19 protein-coding genes are annotated in these 21,271 nt (G+C 63.2%); 11 read left to right on the top strand and 8 right to left on the bottom strand.

Annotated features, from left to right (window positions below; all coding sequences use genetic code 11):
• Window positions 1–36: 36 nt before the first annotated feature.
• The 7 genes from CK219_RS17825 to iolE form a co-directional block, all read right to left on the bottom strand.
• Entirely contained in the window at window positions 37–975 is a 939-nt protein-coding gene (locus tag CK219_RS17825; protein ID WP_095768048.1) for a sugar phosphate isomerase/epimerase, read from the bottom strand.
• A 33-nt stretch (window positions 976–1,008) separates the two neighbouring features.
• The gene (gene iolG / locus CK219_RS17830; protein WP_095768212.1) at window positions 1,009–2,001 is read right to left on the bottom strand and encodes an inositol 2-dehydrogenase; all 993 of its coding nucleotides are present in this window, start codon (window positions 1,999–2,001) and stop codon (window positions 1,009–1,011) included.
• Between the two features lie 63 nt (window positions 2,002–2,064).
• Complete coding sequence (locus CK219_RS17835) at window positions 2,065–2,883, bottom strand: carbohydrate ABC transporter permease (protein ID WP_095768049.1); 819 nt, start codon at window positions 2,881–2,883, stop codon at window positions 2,065–2,067.
• Window positions 2,880–3,773 carry a sugar ABC transporter permease gene (locus CK219_RS17840; RefSeq protein WP_176477056.1) on the bottom strand — a complete coding sequence of 298 codons (894 nt, stop codon included), beginning with the start codon at window positions 3,771–3,773 and terminating at the stop codon, window positions 2,880–2,882. The genes CK219_RS17835 and CK219_RS17840 overlap by 4 nt, the downstream gene beginning before the upstream one ends.
• 11 nt (window positions 3,774–3,784) lie before the next feature.
• Window positions 3,785–5,098 carry an extracellular solute-binding protein gene (locus CK219_RS17845; protein ID WP_095768051.1) on the bottom strand — a complete coding sequence of 438 codons (1,314 nt, stop codon included), beginning with the start codon at window positions 5,096–5,098 and terminating at the stop codon, window positions 3,785–3,787.
• Complete coding sequence (locus tag CK219_RS17850) at window positions 5,095–6,192, bottom strand: ABC transporter ATP-binding protein (RefSeq protein ID WP_095768052.1); 1,098 nt, start codon at window positions 6,190–6,192, stop codon at window positions 5,095–5,097. Before CK219_RS17850 ends, CK219_RS17845 begins: the two co-directional genes overlap by 4 nt.
• 27 nt (window positions 6,193–6,219) lie before the next feature.
• Entirely contained in the window at window positions 6,220–7,131 is a 912-nt protein-coding gene (gene iolE, locus CK219_RS17855) for a myo-inosose-2 dehydratase (protein ID WP_095768053.1), read from the bottom strand.
• Between the two features lie 519 nt (window positions 7,132–7,650).
• Here iolE and CK219_RS17865 point away from each other — a divergent pair.
• From CK219_RS17865 to CK219_RS17895, 7 genes are all read left to right on the top strand, one after another.
• Window positions 7,651–9,123, top strand: coding sequence for a PLP-dependent aminotransferase family protein (locus CK219_RS17865; RefSeq protein WP_095768054.1), 1,473 nt, complete (start codon window positions 7,651–7,653; stop codon window positions 9,121–9,123).
• A 203-nt stretch (window positions 9,124–9,326) separates the two neighbouring features.
• Window positions 9,327–10,253 carry a helix-turn-helix domain-containing protein gene (locus CK219_RS17870; RefSeq protein ID WP_095768055.1) on the top strand — a complete coding sequence of 309 codons (927 nt, stop codon included), beginning with the start codon at window positions 9,327–9,329 and terminating at the stop codon, window positions 10,251–10,253.
• A gap of 185 nt (window positions 10,254–10,438) precedes the next feature.
• Entirely contained in the window at window positions 10,439–11,950 is a 1,512-nt protein-coding gene (locus tag CK219_RS17875) for an alpha-N-arabinofuranosidase (RefSeq protein WP_095768056.1), read from the top strand.
• A gap of 46 nt (window positions 11,951–11,996) precedes the next feature.
• Complete coding sequence (gene ugpC / locus CK219_RS17880) at window positions 11,997–13,088, top strand: sn-glycerol-3-phosphate ABC transporter ATP-binding protein UgpC (protein WP_095768057.1); 1,092 nt, start codon at window positions 11,997–11,999, stop codon at window positions 13,086–13,088.
• A gap of 1 nt (window position 13,089) precedes the next feature.
• Complete coding sequence (locus CK219_RS17885) at window positions 13,090–14,025, top strand: sugar ABC transporter permease (RefSeq protein WP_095768058.1); 936 nt, start codon at window positions 13,090–13,092, stop codon at window positions 14,023–14,025.
• Entirely contained in the window at window positions 14,022–14,870 is an 849-nt protein-coding gene (locus CK219_RS17890) for a carbohydrate ABC transporter permease (protein WP_095768059.1), read from the top strand. Before CK219_RS17885 ends, CK219_RS17890 begins: the two co-directional genes overlap by 4 nt.
• Window positions 14,871–14,959: 89 nt before the next feature.
• Complete coding sequence (locus CK219_RS17895) at window positions 14,960–16,279, top strand: extracellular solute-binding protein (RefSeq protein ID WP_095768060.1); 1,320 nt, start codon at window positions 14,960–14,962, stop codon at window positions 16,277–16,279.
• Window positions 16,280–16,381: 102 nt separating this feature from the next.
• Here the strand turns inward: CK219_RS17895 and CK219_RS17900 are convergent, their stop codons facing one another.
• Window positions 16,382–17,026, bottom strand: a complete 645-nt coding sequence (locus CK219_RS17900; RefSeq protein WP_245340520.1) for a GntR family transcriptional regulator — start codon at window positions 17,024–17,026, stop codon at window positions 16,382–16,384.
• A 324-nt stretch (window positions 17,027–17,350) separates the two neighbouring features.
• Here CK219_RS17900 and CK219_RS17905 point away from each other — a divergent pair, with 324 nt between their 5' ends.
• The 4 genes from CK219_RS17905 to CK219_RS17920 are packed head-to-tail and all read left to right on the top strand — an operon-like array spanning window position 17,351 to window position 21,266.
• Entirely contained in the window at window positions 17,351–18,478 is a 1,128-nt protein-coding gene (locus CK219_RS17905; RefSeq protein WP_095768062.1) for a BMP family ABC transporter substrate-binding protein, read from the top strand.
• Between the two features lie 21 nt (window positions 18,479–18,499).
• The gene (locus tag CK219_RS17910; protein WP_095768063.1) at window positions 18,500–19,624 is read left to right on the top strand and encodes an ABC transporter permease; all 1,125 of its coding nucleotides are present in this window, start codon (window positions 18,500–18,502) and stop codon (window positions 19,622–19,624) included.
• Window positions 19,624–20,550 (top strand): ABC transporter permease, encoded by a 927-nt coding sequence (locus CK219_RS17915; protein WP_095768064.1) that lies wholly within the window; start codon window positions 19,624–19,626, stop codon window positions 20,548–20,550. Before CK219_RS17910 ends, CK219_RS17915 begins: the two co-directional genes overlap by 1 nt.
• Window positions 20,551–20,564: 14 nt before the next feature.
• Entirely contained in the window at window positions 20,565–21,266 is a 702-nt protein-coding gene (locus CK219_RS17920; protein ID WP_095768065.1) for an isochorismatase family cysteine hydrolase, read from the top strand.
• Window positions 21,267–21,271: the final 5 nt, after the last annotated feature.

A 21,271-nucleotide genomic window follows, 5' to 3' on the forward strand; every position in this document is an offset into this window, starting at 1 on the left:
ACGGCGGCCGGCCAATGCAAAATCGGATCCGAGCATTCAGGCCAGGTTGATAGCGACGTTGCGCAGCAGCGCCACGGACTTGCGCATGCCTTCCATCGGCGACAGCATCATGTCCTCGTGCTCGATCGACAGCACGTCGTCATAGCCGGCCTGCTTCAGCGCGGTGCAGAACTGCCGCCACCAGGTTTCACCGTGGCCGTAACCGAGCGTGATGTAATTCCAGGCCCTTTCGGCATAATGATTTGGCGGGCGCGCATCGAGCGTGCCGTCGATGGCCGCCGGTATCGGTTCGATGCGTGTGTCCTTGGCGTGGACATAGTAGATGGCCGAGCCAAGCTTGCGCACGGCGGCAATGGGATCGGCCCCCATCCATATCGGATGGCTCGGATCGTAGTTCGCGCCGACGGTCTCGCCAACGGCATCGCGCAGCCGGAACAGCGTCTGGACATTGTACACGGCCTGATGTCCATGCAGCTCCAGACAAAGCTTCCTGATGCCCAGCTTGTTCGCAAATTCGACGAGATCGCGCCAATACGGGATGATGCAATCGTCCCACTGGTAGCGCTGGATGTCGGCGCATTCGGGCGGCCAGTCGGTGATGATCCAGTTGGGGTTGGCATCGCCGGGTCCGCCCGGCAGCCCGGACATCATCACCACCCGGTCGATGCCCATCAGGCTCGCTAGCCGGATCGTGTCCTCGGTCACTTGGCGATGCTGCTTGCCCTGCGGTCCCGGATGCAGCGGGTTGCCGGAGCAGTTAAGCGCCGCGATCGTCAGCCCGTGGTCGCGAACGTTGGCGACGAATTCGGTTCGGGTCGTCTTGCTGTCCAGCATGGCGGCCAGATCGATGTGCGGCGCCGACGACCAGTTGCCGCAGGCGAACTCCAGTGTCTCCAGTCCGAGATCGGCCGAGGCGCGCAGCATCTCGTCGAAGGACAGGTTGCCGAGGCTGTCGGTGATCATGCCAATCTTCATTTCGGAAACTCCCGCTTATTTCGGACCATCCGCTCACAGCTCTACGGGTTCGAACCTGCCGGACCGGGCCGACGCTAGCGCTGCCTCGCAGAGGATCATGGCCTTGCGCCCATCGCTGGCCGTGACCGCCGGACTCCTGCCCGTCTCGACGCAGGTGATGAAGTGATCGATCTCGGCGGCGTAGGATTCCGCATAGCGTTCGACGAAGAAGTAGTAGGGCTTGTCGCGCGATATACCTTTGCCGCCGTACATTTCCACAGAGGTCGGCAGCCGGTTGCCGGCCTGCAGCATGCCGTCGGCGCCGTGCACCTCGATGCGCTGGTCGTAGCCGTAGGCGGCCCTGACGCTGTTGTTGATGTGACATTGCCGGCCGGACGCCGTTCGCAGGATGAACATCGCGGTGTCGTAGTCGCCGAGCTTCCTGTATTGCGGCGCAACAAGGGAGGAGCCGGTCGCGAAGAGCTCCACAGGCTCTTCGCCAAGCATGTTCCGCGCCATATCGAAATCGTGGATGGTCATCTCGCGAAAGACGCCGCCGCCTCCGGCCAGCGCTTCCTCGGTCTCCGGTTCGGGATCGCGGCTGGTGATGATGACCTGCTCGACGGCGCCGATTTCGCCGCCGTCGAGGCGCTCCTTCAGCGCCCGGAAGCTCGGATCGAAGCGGCGGTTGAAGCCGATCTGGAAAGGCACGCCGGCTTTCGCGACCAGGGCCAGGCACTCGTCGGTGCGCTTGAGGTCAAGATCGATCGGCTTCTCGCAGAAGATCGCCTTGCCATGCGCGGCGGCCGCCATGGCAAGCTCCGCGTGCGTGCGCGTGGCCGAAGCGATGAACACCATTTTCACTGCCGGATCGTTCATAACGGTCTCGGTGTCCACGATCTCGGCGCCGGTTACGGCGGCGACCTTCTCGGCCGCCTCGCGATTGGGATCGACGACGTAGCGCAGCCGCACCTTCGGGTGGCGCGCGAGATTGCTCGCATGCACGCGGCCGATCAGCCCCACCCCGAACAGACAAACATCCATCATGCGTTCGACTTTCTCATCAGGCCGCTCCAGCGCTGCCCGCCGGTTCGTGTATCCGAGCGGCAATCATTTCACCGCGCCCATGGTCAGCCCGCGCACCAGATGCCGCTGCACCAGGAGAGCGAAGAAGACGATCGGCAACGCGCCGATGACGCCGGCGGCCGCCATCGAGGCCCAGTCGGTATCGATGCGCCCGATGAGTGTGGCGGTGCCGCGCGGCATGGTCATCGCCCGCGGCGTCGCGGTCAGCGCCAGCGCGAAAAGGAATTCGTTGAAGGTGACCAGCACGGCGAAGATCGCGGTGGCCGCGAGCCCCGGTGCCGCCAATGGCAGCGTGATGCGGCGGAAGGCGCCGAAGCGTGAATCGCCGTCCACCATGGCCGCCTCCTCGAGGTCGACCGGGATCTCGCGGAAGAAGCTCTCCATCATCCAGACGCAGAAGGTGACGTTGAAGGCGGTGTAGGTGGCGATCAGGCCGAGCCAGCTGTCGAGCAGCCCGAGGCTCAGCATTAAGAGATAGACGGGTATCAGGATCACCACCGGCGGGATGATGCGCAGTGTCAGGAGGAAGAGACCGATCTTGCGCTCCGCGGCGAATGGCAGGCGGAACCTCGCGATCGCGTAGGCGCCCATCGCGCCGAAGACCAGCGCTATCGCGACCGAGAAGAAGGTGACCACCACCGAGTTCGTCAGGTAGGAGCCGAACTGCTTTTCGGTGAACAGCCTGACGTAATTGTCGAGCGTCGGCACATGCGGATAGAGAGTGCCTTCCTGCGTGATCTCGCGGTTGGACTTGAGCGAGGTGGACACCAGCCAGTAGATCGGCAGCAGCACCACTGCCAGCACGAAAATGGTGGTGAGGATGCGCGCCAGGCGGGTGCTCATGACGCGTCGATCCTGCGCAGGAGCCTGATGGCGCTGAAGGCGAGCGCGAGCACGACGAGGCCGATCGTCACGAACAGCGCCGCCGCGTATCCGGTCTGCTGGAATTTGAAGGCGGTGTCGTAGCCATAGATCGAGATCAGCCTCGTCGCTTCGCCCGGCCCGCCACGGGTCAGCACGAAAACCTGGTCGAAGGTGCCGAAGGCATCGATGGTGCGGAGCACGATGGCGACCGCCAGCACCGGCCGCATCATCGGGAAGGTGAGATCGGCGAAGACGCGCCAGGACCCGGCGCCGTCGACGCGCGCCGCCTCGAACGGCTCGTGCGGCAGCGACTGCAGGCCGGCGAGCAGGATCAGGAACATCAGCGGCGTCCACTCCCAGACGTCGAGCACGACAAGGCCGATGAAGGCATTGAGCGGGTTTCCGAGGATCTGGACCCCGCCGCCGCCCATGGCCTCCGAGAGCGCCGTCAGCATGCCGGCGTCGCTGGCGTAGATCAGCCTGAACAGGATGGCGACGACGACCGGCGTGATCACCATGGGAATGATCAGCACCGTCCTGAGCAGCCGAATGCCGCGGAATTCGTGCAGGCAGAACAAGGCAAGCGCGAAGCCCAGCACTGCCTCGATCGAAACCGACAGCGCCACGAACTTGACCGTGACCCACAGCGAATTCAGGAACTGTGCGTCGCTCCAAAGCTGCACATAGTTCCGGAAGCCGACATGGGAGACCGGCGAGCCGTAGCGGTAAGCCCTGGTGCTGGCGCGCAGCCCGTCCCAGAGCGGATAGACAAGCACGCCGAGCACGATCGTTAGGCCCGGCGCCAGCATGAGATAGGGGAGGGCGAGGTCGAGCCCCGCCCCCTGCAGGCGATATTTGCGTGCCTGCATGCCGGTTTGCATCAGTAGTACCCGGCCGTGGTCAGATAGTCCTTGACCTGCTTGGCCGCCGTGTCCAAGGCCGCACCGCCGCCGGAGCCGGCCTGCAAAGCCTTGTTGAGTTCGATGCCGAGCAGTTCCTCGACCTTCGCCCAGTCGGGGGTGCGCGGCCGCGGCAGCGCGCCGGCGTCGAGCTGCTGCAGGGCGACCGGTATCAGACGGTTGCCGGGCTTGGCGATGCCGAAGGCGTTGCGCTTGACCGGGATCGAGCCCGCTTCCGAGAGCTTGGCCTGTGTTTCGGCGCTGACATACCACTTCAGGAATTCGATCGAGTTCGCCTTGTTGGGCGCCGATTTCGGCACGCCGGCGATGAAGATGCCCATCTGGGCGATCGCCTTTTCCTGCTTCGGCACAACGCCGAAATCGAGCTTGCCGGCCACCTTGGTCTGGGCGGGGTCGTCCGCCTTCAATGCGTTGCCCGAATATTGGATGATCGCCCCTGCCTCCCCGCCGAGGATCGCCGCGCCCTCTTGGTCGGAGTCGAACTCGACCACGCCGCTCGGCGCGTTCTGCTTCATCGTGCCGACGAAGAAATCGGCCGAGGCCTTGCCTTCGGCCGAATTGAAGATCGGGTTCCACTTGTCGTCGAAGAAGGAGCCGCCGAACGACAGGAAGACCGGATACCAGCTGGTGACGATCGGGTTGCCGGAAACGCCGCGGAAGACGACCGGGTATTTGATCTTGCCGGCCGCGACGCCTTCCTTGCCCTTGGCGATCACCTCGTCCCAGGTCTTGGGCGCACCGCCGGTGAAGACGTCGTTGCGATAGGTCAGCGTCTGCAGGTCACCGACGAAGGGCACGCAGATCAACGTCGGCTTGGCGTTCTCGAAGCCCTTGACGCGCGGCCCCTTCTGCGGCGGCCAATAGCCCATGTCGATCATCGCGCCGATCCAGTCCTTGTCCGACCCATCGATGCCTCCGGCGCCAAGATCCTCGAGCACGTTGGCGGCGCCGAACTGCGGCACCCATGGGTCGTCGAGCAGGTAAAGGTCATACTGGCCGGCGCCGCTCTGGGCGTCGGCGAACCACTTCTCGAGCGTCACCCCGTATTCGTCCTCGAGGAACTGGATGTCGAAGCCCTGCTCCTTGGCCAGCGGGATGATCTTTTCCTTGAACGGCGTCAGGCCGCCATCGGCGAAGGCACCGATGATCACCTTCTTTCCGGCTGCGCGGGCAGGCATCGGCAGGCCAAGCGTGGTGAGGGCGGTGGTCGCCAAAGCCAGGCCAAGCCCACCCTTGATGACGGAGCGGCGAGTAAGTCTGCTGGAATGCATCATGTCACTCTCCCATTGTTGTTGACCCTGTGGACGGCTGTCAGGCCGTCCGAATTGAAGAAACAGGCGTTCGCCGGGTCGAAGGCGACGCCGATGCTTTCACCCACCACACCCCTGAAATCGCGTCCGGCACGCACCTGGACGTTGCCGGCTTCGAGGCGGACATTGACCAGCGTCTCGTTGCCCATCGGTTCGACGACGTAGATTTCGCCGGGCAGGGCATCGGGCGTGGCGACGCCGGCAGCGCTGCAGTCCTCCGGCCGGAGGCCGATTTCGGCGACGGAGGCGGCGCGGCAGGCAGCAAGCCGCGCGGCGTCCAGTGGGACGACCTTGCCGGCCACGATGACGCCTTGCTCGCAAAGCGCTGCCGGCAGAATGTTCATCGGCGGGTTGCCGACGAAGGTGGCGACGAAGCGGTTTGCCGGGCGGTCGTATATCTCGATGGGCGGCGCCATCTGCTGCAGCTCGCCGCCATGCATGACGGCGACGAAGTCGGCCATCGTCAGGGCTTCGACCTGGTCGTGGGTGACATAGATGGTGGTGGCGCTGAGGCGCTGGCAGAGCCGCTTGATCTCGCCGCGCATGGTGAGCCGCAGTCTTGCGTCGAGATTGGACAGCGGCTCGTCCATCAGGAAGGCCGCCGGGTCGCGCACGATGGCGCGGGCCAGCGCGACGCGCTGGCGTTGTCCGCCCGAGAGCTGGCGCGGACGGCGGTCGAGCAGATGGCCGATCTCGAGCACGGCGGCGACCTCGCCGATCTTGGCCTTTCGCCCGGCTTCGGGCGTGCCGCGTATCCACAGCGGATAGCCGATATTTTCGGCGACCGTCATCTGCGGATAAAGCGCGTAGCTCTGGAAGACCATGGCGATGTCGCGGTCGCGCGGCTGCAGCCGGGTGACGTCGCGTTCGCCGATAAAGACCTTGCCGGCGGTCGGCATGTCGAGCCCAGCCAGGATGCGCAGCGCCGTCGTCTTGCCGCAGCCCGACGGGCCGAGCAGGGCGAGGAATTTGTGGTCCGGCACCGCAAGGTCAAGCGATCGCAGCACGTTGAGCGCGCCGAAGCTCTTGACCACCTTCTGGTACAGAACCGAGCTCATTTCCCTCCCCGGCGCCCCATGTTTTCTTCAGGCCTTGCGCTCGTGGACGTAGAAGCCCGCGCCCTCGGCCAGCTTCTTCAGATTCCGATACCCCATCGTCGCGTAGGTCAAGGGATACGCCTTGGCCGGGTCCTGCTCGGCCTCGACCACCAGCCAGCCGGAATAGCCCTGGTCGGCGAGTATCTTTAAGAGCGTCGGATAGTCGATCGCGCCGTCGCCCGGCACGGTGAAGATGCCTTCCATCACCGCGCCCATGAAGCTCATGTCGGCCTCGCGCGCTTTCTTTAAGATGGCCGGGCGCACATCCTTGCAATGGACATGCACGACGCGCTCGACATGCCGGCGCAGCAATTGCTCCGGGTCGCCGCCCGAAAAGGCGCAGTGTCCGGTATCGTAGAGCAGGCCGACCGCCTCGCCGGTGCTGTGCATCAGCCTGTCGATCTCCGCGTCGGTCTCGACGATCGTGCCCATGTGATGGTGGAAGGCCATGCCGACGCCGAAATCGGAAAACCGCTCGGCGAGCCGGGTGATCTTGGCGCCATAGGCCTTCCATTCCCCGTCCATCAGCTTCGGCCGCTGCGAGATCGGGTCGTGGATCGCGCCATGCCGGCCGCGCGAGGTGTCGGCATAGACGACGCGCCTGGCGCCGAGGTCGCGAAGCAGCGTCAGATGCGGCCGGATCGCCTCGAACTCCTCGTCCACCTCCTTCTCGCAGATGCGCCCGTCATACCAGCCGGAGACCAGCGCCAGCCCGTAATGGTCGAGGATGGGCCTCAGCGCACGGCTCTCGCGCGGGAACTTGCCGCCAAGCTCGGTGCCGGCATAGCCGGCCTCCGCGGTTTCGCTGAGGCAGGTCTCGAGCGGCGTGTCGCCGCCCAGTTCCGGCACGTCGTCATTGGTCCAGGTGATCGGGTTGATGCCAAGTCGAACTGTCGTCATTGCTCGCTTTCCGCCCCGCAGCCATGATGGCTGCGGGGTGTCCTGTCTCGGGAGGAGATGCTGCGGTTGCCGGCGGCGGGGCGAAACCCTGCCGTTCGTTCGGCACGACGCCCTCCCAGCGCCGCGCCTCAGATGTTTTGTCGGCGTCTTACCCCAACGTCATTGAGCGAAGTCTACGCCGCTCTGTCTCCATCGCGAGGGCCAGTTTTCTGGTAAATGAAGGAACCAGTTTGTGCGGAGAGGCGGGTGTGGCAGGATGGGTAGATGGGCAACCTCGAAATCATTGATCGTCGGCGCGAGGCCCCCCTCTCTGGCCTGCCGGCCATCTCCCCCTCAGGGGGGGAGATCGGATGTCGCGCCGGCTTTCGCCAATCGCCGACGCCGCAAAGAAAAGCGAGACGCCTGAACTGCCAATCTCCCCCCTTGAGGGGGAGATGTCCGGCAGGACAGAGAGGGGGGCGAAGGAACTCGACCTTGCAGCACAAGCGTGTCGCGGCACGCCATTGCGGGGTGTAAACCATGCGCTCCCACCCCAAACCCCAGGCGTTCCCGCTCGACATGCTGGCCGTGAACCGCTCGAGCCCCGAGCATCTGTCGCGTCAGCTCTATCACGGCCTCGTCGCCGTCATCCGCAACCGCACGCTGGCGCCAGGCTCGGAGCTTCCCTCCACCCGCGCCCTGGCCGCCGAGCTCGGCCTTGGCCGCAACACCATCGTCGCCGCATATGACCAGCTCGTCACCGAAGGCTATCTCGCCAATCGCCAGGGCGCTCGTCCGGTCATCGTCGACCTGCCCGAAGGCCCGCGCGAGACACCGGCCGAGGAGCCGCCTATGCCGCTGCGCCAGCCCTCGCTGCGCGGCCAGCAGCTGCTCAGCCAGCCCTATCATCACGGCCGGCCGGGGCATGTCGCCTTCCACCCCGGCATGCCGGATGCGCAGAGCTTTCCCTTCGGCGTCTGGGGCCGCCTGGTTGCGCGCCGCGCCAGCCATGGCGGCGAGACGCTGTTCGGCACCTATGACGTCACCGGCCACCCGGCGCTGAAGGAGGCGATCGCCGGTTATCTTTATTCCGCGCGCGGCGTGCGCTGCCGCCCCGAGCAGATCGTGATTACCACCGGCGCGCAGGCCGCCTTCGATCTTTTGGCCCGCCTGCTGCTTGATCCCGGCGACACGGTGTGGATGGAGGAGCCAGGCTATTACGGCGCCAAGGCCGCCTTCACCGTGGCCGGCGCAAGAATCCTGCCGATTGCGGTCGACCAGGAGCGCGGCTGGCGCCTCGATGCTCCAACCTTCTCGCCCCGTCTCATCTATGTGACGCCGGCCTGCCAGCATCCGCTCGGCATCACCATGCGCATGGAGGAGCGGCTGCGCCTGCTCGACATCGCCGAGACCACGAACGCCTGGGTGATCGAGGACGATTTCGACGGCGAATACCGCTTTCAGGGCCGCCCCGTGCCGGCGATCCAGAGCATGGACCGTTCCGGCCGCGTCATCTATGTCGGCACCTTCGCCAAGCTGCTGTTCCCGGCGCTGCGCCTCGGCTTCATGGTGCTGCCGCAAGAGCTCGCCGGTCGCATCGTCAACGCACTGTCCACCACCGGCCAGTTTGCGCCGCTGCTGCTGCAGGCCGCCTTGGCCGACTTCATCACCGAAGGCCATATGAGCCGGCATCTGAAGCGCATGCGCCGCATCTACGCCCAGCGCCGCCAGCTTTTTCGCGAGATCGTGACCGAGCGCCTGCGCGATGAGATCACGCTGTCCCCCGCCGAAGCCGGCATCCAGGTGGTGGGCTATCTCAAGGATGGCATCGACGACATCAAGGTCAGCCAGGCCGCAGCAAAAAGGGTGATCAACGTCTCGCCGCTGTCGAAATATTTCCAGAACACGGCCCCGACGCAAGGCCTGGTGCTGGGCTATGCGGCGTGTGATGCCGCGCAGACGCGGGACGGGGTGGAGCGGCTGGCGCAGGCGATCCGCGAGATGCTGGGGTGAGGGTTTCGCGGCGCCGGTAAATGGCGCGCCCGACGTCCTGCTTGGCTAGGTCGCACGAGGCGGCAAGCCTGCCGAGGAACAAATGGCCTCTTCGCGGCCGCTCAACCAAAAAGGTGCATGGAGTACCGCCGCCGCATTGATTGAATCAATTATCCCGATATACAAGCTGATTTCGGGTTCAAATCGCATAGGCTGGAAATCCATTGAGTCGCAATTTTCTGGTGATCGAGCCTGAGGAGGGCATGGCCGTCCTCAAGGGCCTTGCCTCTTCGGCGCGCATTTCCATGCTGAGGCTGCTGCATGAGAAGGGCCCGATGAATGTCAACGAAATAGCCTCCGTGCTGTCGCTGCCGCAGTCGACGGTCTCGACCAATATCCAGGTGCTTGAGGATGCGGGCCTGATCCGCACCGAAAACCAGAAGGCGAAGAAAGGCAGCCAGAAGATCTGCTATCCGACCGCCGAGGAAGTGCTCGTGGTCTTCAAGAGCGAGTATCGTGCGCTCAAGAACGACGCGATCGAAGTATCGATGCCGATTGGGCTTTACACCGGCTTCGAGGTCACCGCGCCCTGCGGTCTCTGTTCGCCGGACGGGATCATCGGTCTGCTCGATGTTCCCAACACTTTCCTGGATCCGGACCGTATGAAGGCCGGTTTGTTGTGGTTCACGCGCGGCTTCGTCGAATATCAGTTCCCCAACAATGCCAAGCTCGCCAATACCGAGATTACCGAGCTCGAGCTGGTGGTGGAACTGTCCTCGGAAGTGCCGGGCACCAGCGCCGACTGGCCCTCCGACATCACGCTGACGATCAATGGCGTCGACGTCGGCACCTGGACGTCGCCCGGCGATTTCGGCGACAAGCGCGGCGTTTTCACGCCCTCCTGGTGGAAGCTCAAGGGCTCGCAATATGGCAAGCTGAAGAACTGGCGGGTTTCCGCTGACGGAACCTATGTCGACGGTGTTAGGATTTCCGAGACCAGCCTCGCCGCCCTCGACCTCAAGGGCCATCATTCGATCCGGGTTCGTATCGGCGTCAAGGATGACGCCGAGCGCCCCGGCGGAATCAATATTTTCGGCAAGGGATTTGGAAATTACGATCAGGACATTCTGCTGAGGATCAAAACCGGTTGATATCGTCAAATCGGGTCTCAAAAATAGTGCGGGAATTTCAAGCATTTGGCAGCATTTGCGGCTGAGGCTGCCGGTCAATTGTCAGACTTTTGGCGGTTTTTCGCTTGACGAACGGATGCAGTTTCCCTTTGATATCTAATAAGGTGATTTAAATCACTATTTATGATATTCTCGGAGGGAAATGCATGAAGGCGGCCGTTACGGCGCATCCGCGTTATATCGTCTCGAAGATCGATCCCAGGCTTTATGGATCCTTCATCGAGCATCTTGGGCGGGCGGTCTACACCGGCATCTATGAGCCCGGTCATGCGACGGCGGATGACAATGGCATGCGTCGCGACGTCATCGATCTCGTCAGGGAGCTCAGAGTTCCGATCGTCCGCTATCCTGGCGGCAATTTCGTATCCGCTTACAATTGGGAAGATGGCGTCGGTCCCAAGGAAGGGCGCCCGGTGCGCCTTGACCTTGCCTGGCACACGTCGGAAAGCAATGAAGTCGGCCTGCATGAATTTGCCGACTGGTGCACCTCGGCGAACACCGAGATGATGCTTGCCGTCAATCTCGGCTCGCGTGGGCTCGATGAAGCCCGCAACCTTCTGGAATACGCCAATCATCCCGGCGGCAGCGAGTGGAGCGACAAGCGCATCGCCAACGGCCGCAAGGAGCCCTTTGACGTCAAGCTCTGGTGTCTTGGCAACGAGATGGACGGCCCTTGGCAGATCGGCCACAAGACCGCCGACGAGTATGGCCGCCTGGCCCACGAGACCGCCAAGGCGATGCGTGCCTTCTCCAAGTCGCTCGAGCTCGTGGTCTGCGGCTCGTCAAATGCCAAGATGCCGACATATCCGGAATGGGAAGCGACCGTTCTCGATCATACTTACAACGAGGTGGATTACATCTCGCTGCACATGTATTTCGACAATGAAGCCAACGACGCGCCGAACTATCTAGCCATGAGCGAGAAGCTCGACGCCTACATCGTCTCGGTCGCCGGCGTCATCGATTATATCAAGGCCAAGAAGCGCTCCAAGAAGCAGGTCTACATCTCGTTCGACGAATGGAACGTCTGGTACCATTCCAAGGAGCAGGACAAGAAGATCCTTGGCGGCAATGAGGGTTGGCCCTTCGCCCCGCCATTGCTCGAAGACATTTACAATTTCGAGGACGTGCTGCAGGTCGGCCTGATCCTCAACACCTTCATCCGTCGTTCCGACGTGGTCAAGATCGCGTGCCTGGCGCAACTGGTCAACGTCATCGCGCCGATCATGACCGTTCCCAACGGCCCGGCATGGCGTCAGACGATCTTCTATCCTTATCTCTATGCCTCGGTCTACGGCCGCGGCAATGCGCTGGATCTGAAGGTGGAAAGCCCGACCTACAGCTCCACCGTTGCCGGCGATGTTTCATATGTCGACGTCGCCGGCGTGCATGACACGGAAACCGGACATGTCACCTTCTTTACCATCAACCGCCATTCGAGCGAGGAAATCGAAACCGCGATCGACATAGCGGGCTTCGGCGCGGCTGAGATCGTCGACCATCAGCTGATGACGCATGCTGATCTGAAAGCCGTCAATTCGGCTGAGAACCCAAGCAATGTCGGTCCCAGGAAGGGGACCGGCGCGTCGCTGGTGGGCGGCAAATTGAGCCTGCCGCTGCCGCCCTATTCCTACCAGATGGTCCGCCTGAAGCTCTGACTTCAGGCGCATCGTCGTGCATGGGCTGAGGAGGAGGAGCCTCGACGTGACAGCCGATATCGAGATCAGGAATGTGAGCAAACATTTCGGCGCCATGACGGTGCTGGATGATCTGTCTCTCTCCATCAAGGCACGCGAATTCATCGTGTTTCTCGGGCCCTCCGGCTGCGGGAAATCGACGCTTCTGCGCATGATCGCGGGCCTCGAAACTGTCGATACCGGCGAGATAGCCATCAACAACGAACGTATCGATCATCTGCCGCCGGGCAAGCGCGGCATTGCCATGGTGTTCCAGTCCTATGCGCTTTATCCGCATATGAGCGTGCGCGACAACATGGCATTCGGGCTTGAGAATATCGGCATGCCGCGCGACGTCATCGATGCGCGCATAAAGGAGAGCGCCCGCATCCTCGAAATGGAGCACCTGCTCGAGCGCAAGCCGGGCCAGCTCTCCGGCGGCCAGCGGCAGCGCGTCGCCATCGGCCGTGCGATCGTCAAGGAGCCGAAGGCCTTCCTGTTCGACGAGCCGCTCTCCAATCTCGATGCGGCATTGCGGACCCGTACCCGCATCGAACTTGCCCAACTGCATCAGCGCCTGCAATCGACGATGATCTTCGTCACCCACGACCAGGTCGAGGCGATGACGCTCGCCGACCGTATTGTCGTCATGAACAATCGCAAGATCGAGCAGATCGGCTCTCCCATGGAAATCTACGACCGCCCCGCGACCAAATTCGTCGCAGGCTTCGTCGGCGCGCCGGCGATGAATTTTGTCGAGGCGACGCTCGACAGATCGAGCCGGAATGCCACGGCCAGGTTTGCGGACGGCGTGTCGGTTCAGACCGAGATCGCCTCCGGCCAGACGAGCGATGGCAAATACACTTTCGGCATCCGTTCGGAAGACGTGGGCATCGTTCCCGTCGGGCAGGGCAATGCAGATGGCGTAGTCGATGTGCTTGAGCGGCTCGGCGAACGCACCTTGGTCTACGCCCGGCTTGGCGACGGCCAGCAGATCGTCGGCTCGGATGCCGGCAACAGCCGCGTTGCGGTCGGCGACAAAGTCGGGCTCGCCTTCGACGGCCGGAAATCGCATCTGTTCGGCGAGACCGGTCGCGCCTGGCACGCGGGGGAGGTCTGACATGGATGACCGAAGGGCGACGCCGCGCACCGCGCTTCCGGCCGCCGGCGCCAGAACCGCAAGCGTCGATATTTACGCGCCGCAATGGCGAAACTTCATTTTCGTCGCGCCATTCCTGTTCTTCTTCACGACGCTTCTGCTGGTCCCGCTGTTCTGGGGAATGTGGCTGAGCTTCCACAAGGCTGACACGTTCTCGTCCGGAAACTTCGTCGGTTTCGGCAACTATATCAGGCTGTTTCACGACAAGGTGTTCCTGCAATCGGTCTGGAATACCTTCTACTTCGTGCTTCTGACGGTGCCGACCCTGGCACTGATCGGCCTTTTTCTCGCGCTTTGCCTCAACCGCCGCACGCGCACTGCCGCGGTGCTGCGGACCCTGTTCTTTTCTTCCTCGGTGCTGTCGGTCACGATCGTCACGCTGATCTGGCGCATCGTGTTCATTCCGAATGTCGGCCTTCTGTCGACGATCTACGGATGGTTCGGCGCAACCGCCCCGGCTTTCATTTCTGATCCCAGCCTGGCTATGATCGGCATCGCCATTGCCACCGTCTGGTGGTGCATCGGCCTGCCGATGATGCTCTTTCTCTCCGCCCTCCAGCAGATTCCGCAGGATATCTACGAAGCGGCAGCCCTGGACAATGCCAATCGCTGGCAGACGTTACGCTCGATCACGCTGCCGTCGATCAAACGCACCTTCGTCCTGGTGGTCATCGTCCAGATCGTGCTGCAGTTCCAGCTGTTCGGCCAGGCCTGGCTGATGACACGCGGCGGTCCGAACAACCTGACCAAGCCGATCGTGCTCTACATCTATGACACCGCGTTCCGTCGCTGGGATCTCGGCATGGGTGCCGCGGCTTCGGAGGTCCTGTTCGTCCTGATCCTGATGGCGGCCATGGCCCAGTACCTGGTCACGCGCAACAAGGCGGGTCAGGCATGAGGGCTCCAACCATTTCCATCAAGGGACGCGCATTCGGCGACCGCGTCTTGCTGGCTCTGGTCATCCTGCTTTCCCTGGTCATGGTCGCGCCGGTTCTGTGGGTTATCGGCCTGTCGCTCAAGGAAAATGCCGAGCTGATGGCAAATCCGAATTCGGTGTTTCAGGCGCCCTATACGCTCAAGAACTACATCAACACCATCGGCACCTCGTCGGTGTTCGTCTGGGTGCGCAACAGCATCATCGTCTCCGGAGGATTGACGCTCGGAACGCTGATCCTGTCATCGCTTGCCGGCTATGGCTTTGCACGGCTGAATTTCCCCGGCCGAAACGTCCTGTTCGTGATCGTCCTCTTCGGCCTGGCAGTTCCGGAACAGGCCGTGCTTGTCGCCCGCCATCAGATCTTCAGCATGCTGAACTTCCACAACACCTATCACGGGCTCATTCTCCCGGGCCTGTCGGCTTCTTTCGGCGTCTTCCTGATGACCCAGTATTTCAAGGCCATCCCGAAGGAGCTGGACGAAGCCGCCATGCTGGACAATGCCAGCCGGTTCAGGACGTTCTGGAAGGTTCTTTTGCCGCTCACGGTGCCCGCTCAGGCAACTCTCGGCATCTTCACCTTCCTCGGCGCGTGGAACGATTACTTGTGGCCGCTGATCTCGGCAACCAAGAAGGATATGTACACGCTGACGGTCGGCATGGCCTCGACACAGACCAATTTCGCCCAGTCGGAAGGCATCGGCTTCTTGATGGCGCAGGCGGTGTTCGCCGGCGCGCCGATCCTGATCGTCTACCTGTTTTTCCAGAAATACATCGTCACGGCCGTCTCGGGCGCCGCGGTGCGATGACGAGATTGCCTGACGGCGGGCGTCGCAAGCGATTGAAGCATGAAGCCAGTCCAGCGTGGAGTGGCGCAGACTCAGGAGGAGGAACTGATATGAAAATGAAGAAAGTCCTGTTTGCAGCGGTCTCGGCGGGCGTGCTGATGCTCGCAAGCCCGAGCCTTGCAGCGACGGAATTGACGGTGCAGCGGTTTTTCGGTGCCTGCGATGCCGATTTCGGCACCAACACCGATGTCGCCAAGGCAGTAGGCGAATGCGGCATCATCACCTCGCTGATCAACAAGTTCAACGCCGACAACCCCGACGTTCACGTCAGCGTCAGCACTGTGGAATGGCCGGGCTATGACCAGCTGACCGCACAGTTTGCTTCGGGCGAGGCTCCCGACATCGTCACGATTCATGAATCCGCGCTTTCGGATTACCAGTCCAAGGGGCTGTTGATGCCGCTTGACGATCTGTTGAAGTCCGTCGGCGTCACACCCGATTCCTTCACAGACGCGGCGCGCAACGGCGCCACCAAGGACGGCAAGATCTATGGCCTGCCGATCGACAGCTGGACGATGCTCTATCACATCAACATGGATCTCTTCAAACAGGCTGGCCTCGTCAATGCCGACGGCACGCCGATCCTTCCGACGTCGCCCGAGGAACTGCTCGCCCAGGCCGAACAGTTCAAGCAGAAGACCGGCAAGCCCTACTTCGTTCAGAACTTGGCCAATGAGACCGCGCTCTACACGCGCAATCTCTACACCTATCTCTTCCAACAGAATTCCGATTTCTTCGCCGATCCAAAGCATGTGAAGCTGAACACGCCGGAAGCCAAGAAGGTCGTCGAAATGTACAAGGCGATCTTCGACAAGGACTACACCACCAAGGACCTCGACTACGGCGGCGCCATCAACGCCTTCCTTGCCGGTGGAGGTGGCGTGCAGCTCAACGGCACGTGGGTCGTCGGCGACAACAACGCCCAGTCCGAAACCAAGGGCACGGCCCTCAACAAGGGCGGCTATGCAGTCTACCCGTATCCGCAGCTATTTGCCGGCGCCCACGCGCAATATGCCGACGGCCACACCTGGGCAGTCTCGCAGAAGGACCGCACACCCGAACAGACCGCGGCTATCGGCAAGTTCCTGAAGTTCTTCGCCGACCATGACTTCGATTGGTCGCGCACAGGCCACCTGCCGGCCTACAAAGCGATCATCGCCTCGGACGCCTTCAAGGCGCTGCCGCATCGCAACACCATCGCCGCGGTCGCCGATCTCGGCAGACCGCTGCCGTCCGCGGTACAGCGCCAGTTCGCGATCCAGGACATCGTGGGCGAAGAGATGAGCGCTGCAATCACCGGCCAGAAGGACGTCGATGCCGCACTTGCCGACATGGAAAGCCGCGTCAACGAATTGCTCGCCAACATTTGACCGCAGGTCTCTCGGAAACGCTCTCGATGCCCGCGGCTGAAGGCCGTCGCGGGCATTCTTGGTCAATGAAGCAGCACCGCATCTTCGGACCGTTCGCAAATTTCAGGCCACGTCCCGCCGAATTGGCTTGCGATCATCAGCCGCGAACACCGCGCTCGCCTCGCTGACGATAGAGACATGGTCCCTGGCGGCCTTGCCCGCAGCCACGCTGTCTCCGCGCATGATTGCGGTGACGATCAGGTCGTGTTCCTGCCAGGATTTGGCCAGCCGTCCGGGCAGCATGAACTGGGCGCGGCGGAAGGGTGCCAACCGGCTGCGGGTCATCACGGTGAGTTCGTGGATATGCGCATTGTGGGCGCCACGATAAAGCCGGCTATGGAATTCGGTGTTGAAATACTCATAGTCCTCCTCGGCGCCCAGCTGCACCATCCGCGCCGAAGCCTGGTGTTCGATCTCGAGCCCGCGACGCTCGCTGCTGGTCATGCGCTCGGCCGAGAAGCTCGCGCAGATCGCTTCCAGCTCGGCCATGCTCTCGAACATCGAGGCGAGATGTTCCTGCGTCACGACGGCAACGATAGCGCCTCTGTTGGGCCGCCTCTCGACCAGGCCCATGGCGCTGAGCTGGCCGAGCGCCTCCCTGACAGGGGTGCGTGATACTTCGAAGCGAGCGGCGAGCGAGGTCTCGTCCAGCTTTTCGCCCGGGCGCAGGTAGCCGGTGACGATCCGATCGCCGATCGCCCGGACCATCTGATCCACGGTCGTGCCCGACCTGATCAAGCTGCGCTTCCCCGACAATTTTCCTCCGTCGCGTCTTCTCGTGGAGTCGGCCGACTCATTGGCCCTCCGACTCGGATATGCCCTCTATGCCTCTATTTTAATCTGCCTGTCAAACTGGCTACTTTCGAGGCAAAAAGTGCATGCAATTGCCTCCGGCATAGGCATAAGCGTTCGAGCTGGTGGCTGATTTTATTGAATAAATTTCAAGACACAAACTGGCACGGCGGTTGCATGCACTTTCTTGGACGGCATGTTAACCGACCCGGAAAAGGGTCCCAAAGGGGAGCATTCACTATGACCGACAGATTCATGCTTAACCGCCGCCAACTGCTCAAGACCTCAGCCGCGGGAGCCGCGCTCGGCCTCGCCTCGGCATCCTTTCCAATCAGCCGTGCCTTCGCCGCCGCCGCCACTGTCGGCTTCATCTATGTCGGCCCGAAGGACGACTATGGCTACAACCAGGCGCATGCCGAGGGGGCGGCCGCGCTGAAGGGCATCGAAGGCATCTCCGTCGTCGAGGAGGAAAACGTTCCCGAGACGGTCGACGTCCAGAAGACGATGGAATCGATGATTAACCTCGACGGCGCTTCGCTGATCTTCCCAACCTCCTTCGGCTATTTCGATCCGCACATGCTGGCCATGTGCGCGAAATTCCCCGACGTGCAGTTTCGCCATTGCGGCGGCATGTGGGACAAGGCCAAGCACCCGATGAATGCCGGCTCCTATTTCGGCTATATCGGCATGGGCCAGTACCTGAACGGCGTCGTCGCCGGCCACACATCGAAGTCGAAGAAGCTCGGTTTCGTCGCCGCCAAGCCCATTCCGCAGGTGCTGCTCAACATCAACTCCTTCCTGCTCGGCGCGCGCTCGGTCGATCCGTCGATCACCTGCCAGGTCATCTTCACCGGCGAATGGTCGCTGGCGGTGAAGGAAGCGGAAGCCACCAACGCGCTGGTCGACCAGGGCGCCGACGTCATCACCTGCCATGTCGACAGCCCGAAAGTGGTGGTCGAGACGGCCGCGGGCCGCGGCGCCTTCGTCTGTGGCTACCACGCCAACCAGAGCCCGCTGGCGCCGGAAAAATACCTCACCGGCGCCGAGTGGAACTGGGCGAAGGTCTATAAGATGTTCGTCGACGACCTCATCGCCGGCACGCCGCTGCCCAATTTCACCCGCGGCGGACTGGCCGACGGCTTCGTCAAGATGAGCCCGCTCGGTCCCGCCGTCGGCGAGCCGGCCCGCAAGCAATTCGACGCCACCCTGGCCGAAATGATGAAGGGCGGCTTCTCCGTCATCAAGGGCCCGCTGAAGAGCAACAAGGGCGCTGTCGTGGCGACGGAAGGCCAAGCCTTCGTCGAGACCGCCATCGAGCTCGAAAGCATGGACTATCTCGTCGAGGGTGTCGTCGGCTCGACCGCCTGAAGCCGAGCGGAGACGGGGACCATGACCAATACGGTCAGCAGTGCGGAGGCGCCGGCCCTGCTCGGCGCCAAGGGATATCCGGCGGCGCTGGCATGGATCGCGCGGCGGGCGGAAGCTTTCGTCATTCCGCTCGCGGCTCTTGTCGTCGGCATGGCGCTGTTCAGCCTGTTCATCGCCCTGGTCGGCAAGTCCCCGGTCCTGCTTTACGAGACCATGTGGCGGGGCGGCTTCGGCTCGTGGTTCTCCATCCAGAATTCGCTGTCGCGGGCCGCGCCGCTGCTGCTGGCGGCGCTGTGCGTGGCACTGCCGGCGCGGCTCGGCCTCGTCGTCATCGGCGGCGAGGGCGCCATCGTGCTCGGTGGCGTCAGCGCCGCTGCCATAGGCGTGGCGCTGGGCGGCGCGCCTTCCTTCATCGTCATTCTTGCCATGGGCGTGGCGGGCCTGGCCGCCGGCGGCATCTGGATCGGTGCCGTCGGCGCGCTCCGCCACTACCGGGCCGTTAACGAGACCATTTCCAGCCTGCTGATGGCCTACATCGCCATCGCCGTGATGAACCAGCTGGTGGAAGGGCCGCTGCGCGACCCGGCCTCGCTCAACAAGCCCTCGACCCAGCCGCTCGCCGACATCTACCGCATCGGCAACATTCCGGGCATGGAGGTGCATTGGGGGCTTGCCGTCGGCGTCGTCGCCTGCGTGCTCTCCTGGGTGCTGATCGAAAAGACCCGCTGGGGCTTTGCCGCTCGCATCGCCGGCGGCAATGTCAGGGCAGCGCAGGTGCAGGGGCTGGCCGTCGGGCCGCTCATCGTCGGCTTTACCGCGCTTGCGGGCGGCTTTGCCGGTCTTGCCGGCATGCTGGAAGTCGCAGCCGTGCAAGGCAGCGCCAACGGCTCGCTCGCCGCCGGCTATGGCTACACCGGCATCCTCGTCGCCTTCCTCGCCCGCCACAACCCACTGGCCATCATCCCTGTCGCCATCCTGCTCGGCGGCATCGACGCATCCGGCGGGCTGATCCAGCGCCGCATGGACCTGCCCGACGCCACCGTGCTGGTGCTGCAAGGCATGCTGTTCATCGTCATCCTGCTCAGCGAAACCTTGTACGGCCGCTTCAAGGCCTTCAATCCCGATTTGTGGCGGAGGGCCTCGTGATGGATGCGACCGGGATCGGCCTCTGGGGCGTGCCGCTCGCCATCCTCGGCGGCGCGATCCGCGTGTCGACGCCCTTCATCTTCGTTTCGCTGGGCGAGGCCATCACCGAGCGCTCCGGCCGCATCAATCTGGGGCTGGAAGGCACGCTCGTCTTCGGCGCCATGACCGCATATGCGGTCGCGGTCATGACCAACTCGCCATGGCTCGGCCTGCTGGCCGCCGCGGCCGCCGGCCTTTGCTTCGGCCTGTTCCATGGCTGGATCTGCAAATTCCCGAAAGTCAACGACATCGCCATCGGCATCGCGCTGATGCTGTTCGGCTCGGGGCTCGCCTTCTTCTTCGGCAAGCCGTTCATCAAGCCGAAAGCGCCCAATCTTCCGGCCATTCCCTTCGGCGCCTGGTCCGACATTCCGCAGGTGCAGGCGGCACTCGACGTTAACGTCCTGTTCCTGATCGGTGCGGTGCTTTCGCTGGTCCTGTGGTGGGCGTTCCGCAACACCCGCGCCGGCCTCATCGTGCGCGTCGTCGGCGACAGTTCCGATGCCGCGCGCGCCATGGGCCTCAACCCGAACACAGTGCGCCTCATCGCCACCGGCGTCGGCGGCGCGCTGGCCGGCATCGGCGGCGCCTATCTGTCGCTCTACTATCCCGGCAGCTGGACCGAGCGCATCTCGTCCGGTCAGGGGCTGATGGCCGTGGCGCTGGTCATCTTCGCGCACTGGAATCCGCTCGGCTGCTTTGCCGCCGCGCTTCTGTTCGGCGGCGCCGGAGCGCTCGGACCCGCGCTGCAGTCGGTCGGCGTCACGCAGGGCTACTATTTGTTCTACGCCGCCCCCTACATCCTCACCCTCATCATCATGATCGCCACCTCGTCGCCGACACGCTCGCTAGCGGGCGCGCCGGGCGAATTGTCGATCACCAGATAGCTGGAGTTTTTGCCATGAACGCCAGAGCCGAAATCACCCAGCGCTATATCGACGCCGACCCGTATCCGTGGCCTTACAATGGCGAGCTTCGCCCCGACAACACGGCGTTGATCGTCATCGACATGCAGACCGATTTCTGCGGGCCGGGCGGCTATGTCGATCATATGGGATACGACCTGTCGCTGGTGCGCGCACCGATCGAGCCTATCAAGTCGGTGCTGTCGGCCATGCGCGCGAAAGGCTACACCATCATCCACACCCGCGAGGGCCACCGCCCCGACCTCGCCGATCTGCCCGCCAACAAGCGTTGGCGCTCGCGCCGCATCAATGCCGGCATCGGCGATCCCGGCCCCTGCGGGCGCATCCTGGTGCGCGGCGAGCCGGGCTGGGACATCATTCCCGACCTCTACCCGGCCGAGGGCGAGCCGATCATCGACAAGCCCGGCAAGGGCTCGTTCTGCGCCACCGACCTGGAGCTGATCCTCAACCAGCGCGGCATCGAGAACATCGTGCTCACCGGCATCACCACCGATGTCTGCGTGCACACCACCATGCGCGAGGCCAACGACCGCGGCTTCGAATGCGTGATGCTGGAGGACTGCTGCGGCGCGACCGACTACGGCAATCATCTTGCCGCGATCAAGATGATCAAGATGCAGGGCGGCGTCTTTGGCGCGGTGTCGAGCTCGGCGTCCTTCGTCGCCCAGCTGCCGTAAGGAAA

The sequence above is a fragment of the Mesorhizobium sp. WSM4313 genome (assembly GCF_002294725.1).
GTDB lineage: Bacteria > Pseudomonadota > Alphaproteobacteria > Rhizobiales > Rhizobiaceae > Mesorhizobium.

Excerpts from the sequence above, each read along its gene's own strand:
- CK219_RS17825 (WP_095768048.1), bottom strand. The coding sequence starts at position 975 with ATGAAGATTGGCATGATCACCGACAGCCTCGGCAACCTGTCCTTCGAC.
- iolG (WP_095768212.1), bottom strand. The coding sequence starts at position 2,001 with ATGATGGATGTTTGTCTGTTCGGGGTGGGGCTGATCGGCCGCGTGCAT.
- CK219_RS17835 (WP_095768049.1), bottom strand. The coding sequence starts at position 2,883 with ATGAGCACCCGCCTGGCGCGCATCCTCACCACCATTTTCGTGCTGGCA.
- CK219_RS17840 (WP_176477056.1), bottom strand. The coding sequence starts at position 3,773 with ATGCAGGCACGCAAATATCGCCTGCAGGGGGCGGGGCTCGACCTCGCC.
- CK219_RS17845 (WP_095768051.1), bottom strand. The coding sequence starts at position 5,098 with ATGATGCATTCCAGCAGACTTACTCGCCGCTCCGTCATCAAGGGTGGG.
- CK219_RS17850 (WP_095768052.1), bottom strand. The coding sequence starts at position 6,192 with ATGAGCTCGGTTCTGTACCAGAAGGTGGTCAAGAGCTTCGGCGCGCTC.
- iolE (WP_095768053.1), bottom strand. The coding sequence starts at position 7,131 with ATGACGACAGTTCGACTTGGCATCAACCCGATCACCTGGACCAATGAC.
- CK219_RS17865 (WP_095768054.1), top strand. The coding sequence starts at position 7,651 with ATGCGCTCCCACCCCAAACCCCAGGCGTTCCCGCTCGACATGCTGGCC.
- CK219_RS17875 (WP_095768056.1), top strand. The coding sequence starts at position 10,439 with ATGAAGGCGGCCGTTACGGCGCATCCGCGTTATATCGTCTCGAAGATC.
- CK219_RS17885 (WP_095768058.1), top strand. The coding sequence starts at position 13,090 with ATGGATGACCGAAGGGCGACGCCGCGCACCGCGCTTCCGGCCGCCGGC.
- CK219_RS17890 (WP_095768059.1), top strand. The coding sequence starts at position 14,022 with ATGAGGGCTCCAACCATTTCCATCAAGGGACGCGCATTCGGCGACCGC.
- CK219_RS17895 (WP_095768060.1), top strand. The coding sequence starts at position 14,960 with ATGAAAATGAAGAAAGTCCTGTTTGCAGCGGTCTCGGCGGGCGTGCTG.
- CK219_RS17900 (WP_245340520.1), bottom strand. The coding sequence starts at position 17,026 with ATGGTCCGGGCGATCGGCGATCGGATCGTCACCGGCTACCTGCGCCCG.
- CK219_RS17905 (WP_095768062.1), top strand. The coding sequence starts at position 17,351 with ATGACCGACAGATTCATGCTTAACCGCCGCCAACTGCTCAAGACCTCA.
- CK219_RS17910 (WP_095768063.1), top strand. The coding sequence starts at position 18,500 with ATGACCAATACGGTCAGCAGTGCGGAGGCGCCGGCCCTGCTCGGCGCC.
- CK219_RS17915 (WP_095768064.1), top strand. The coding sequence starts at position 19,624 with ATGGATGCGACCGGGATCGGCCTCTGGGGCGTGCCGCTCGCCATCCTC.
- CK219_RS17920 (WP_095768065.1), top strand. The coding sequence starts at position 20,565 with ATGAACGCCAGAGCCGAAATCACCCAGCGCTATATCGACGCCGACCCG.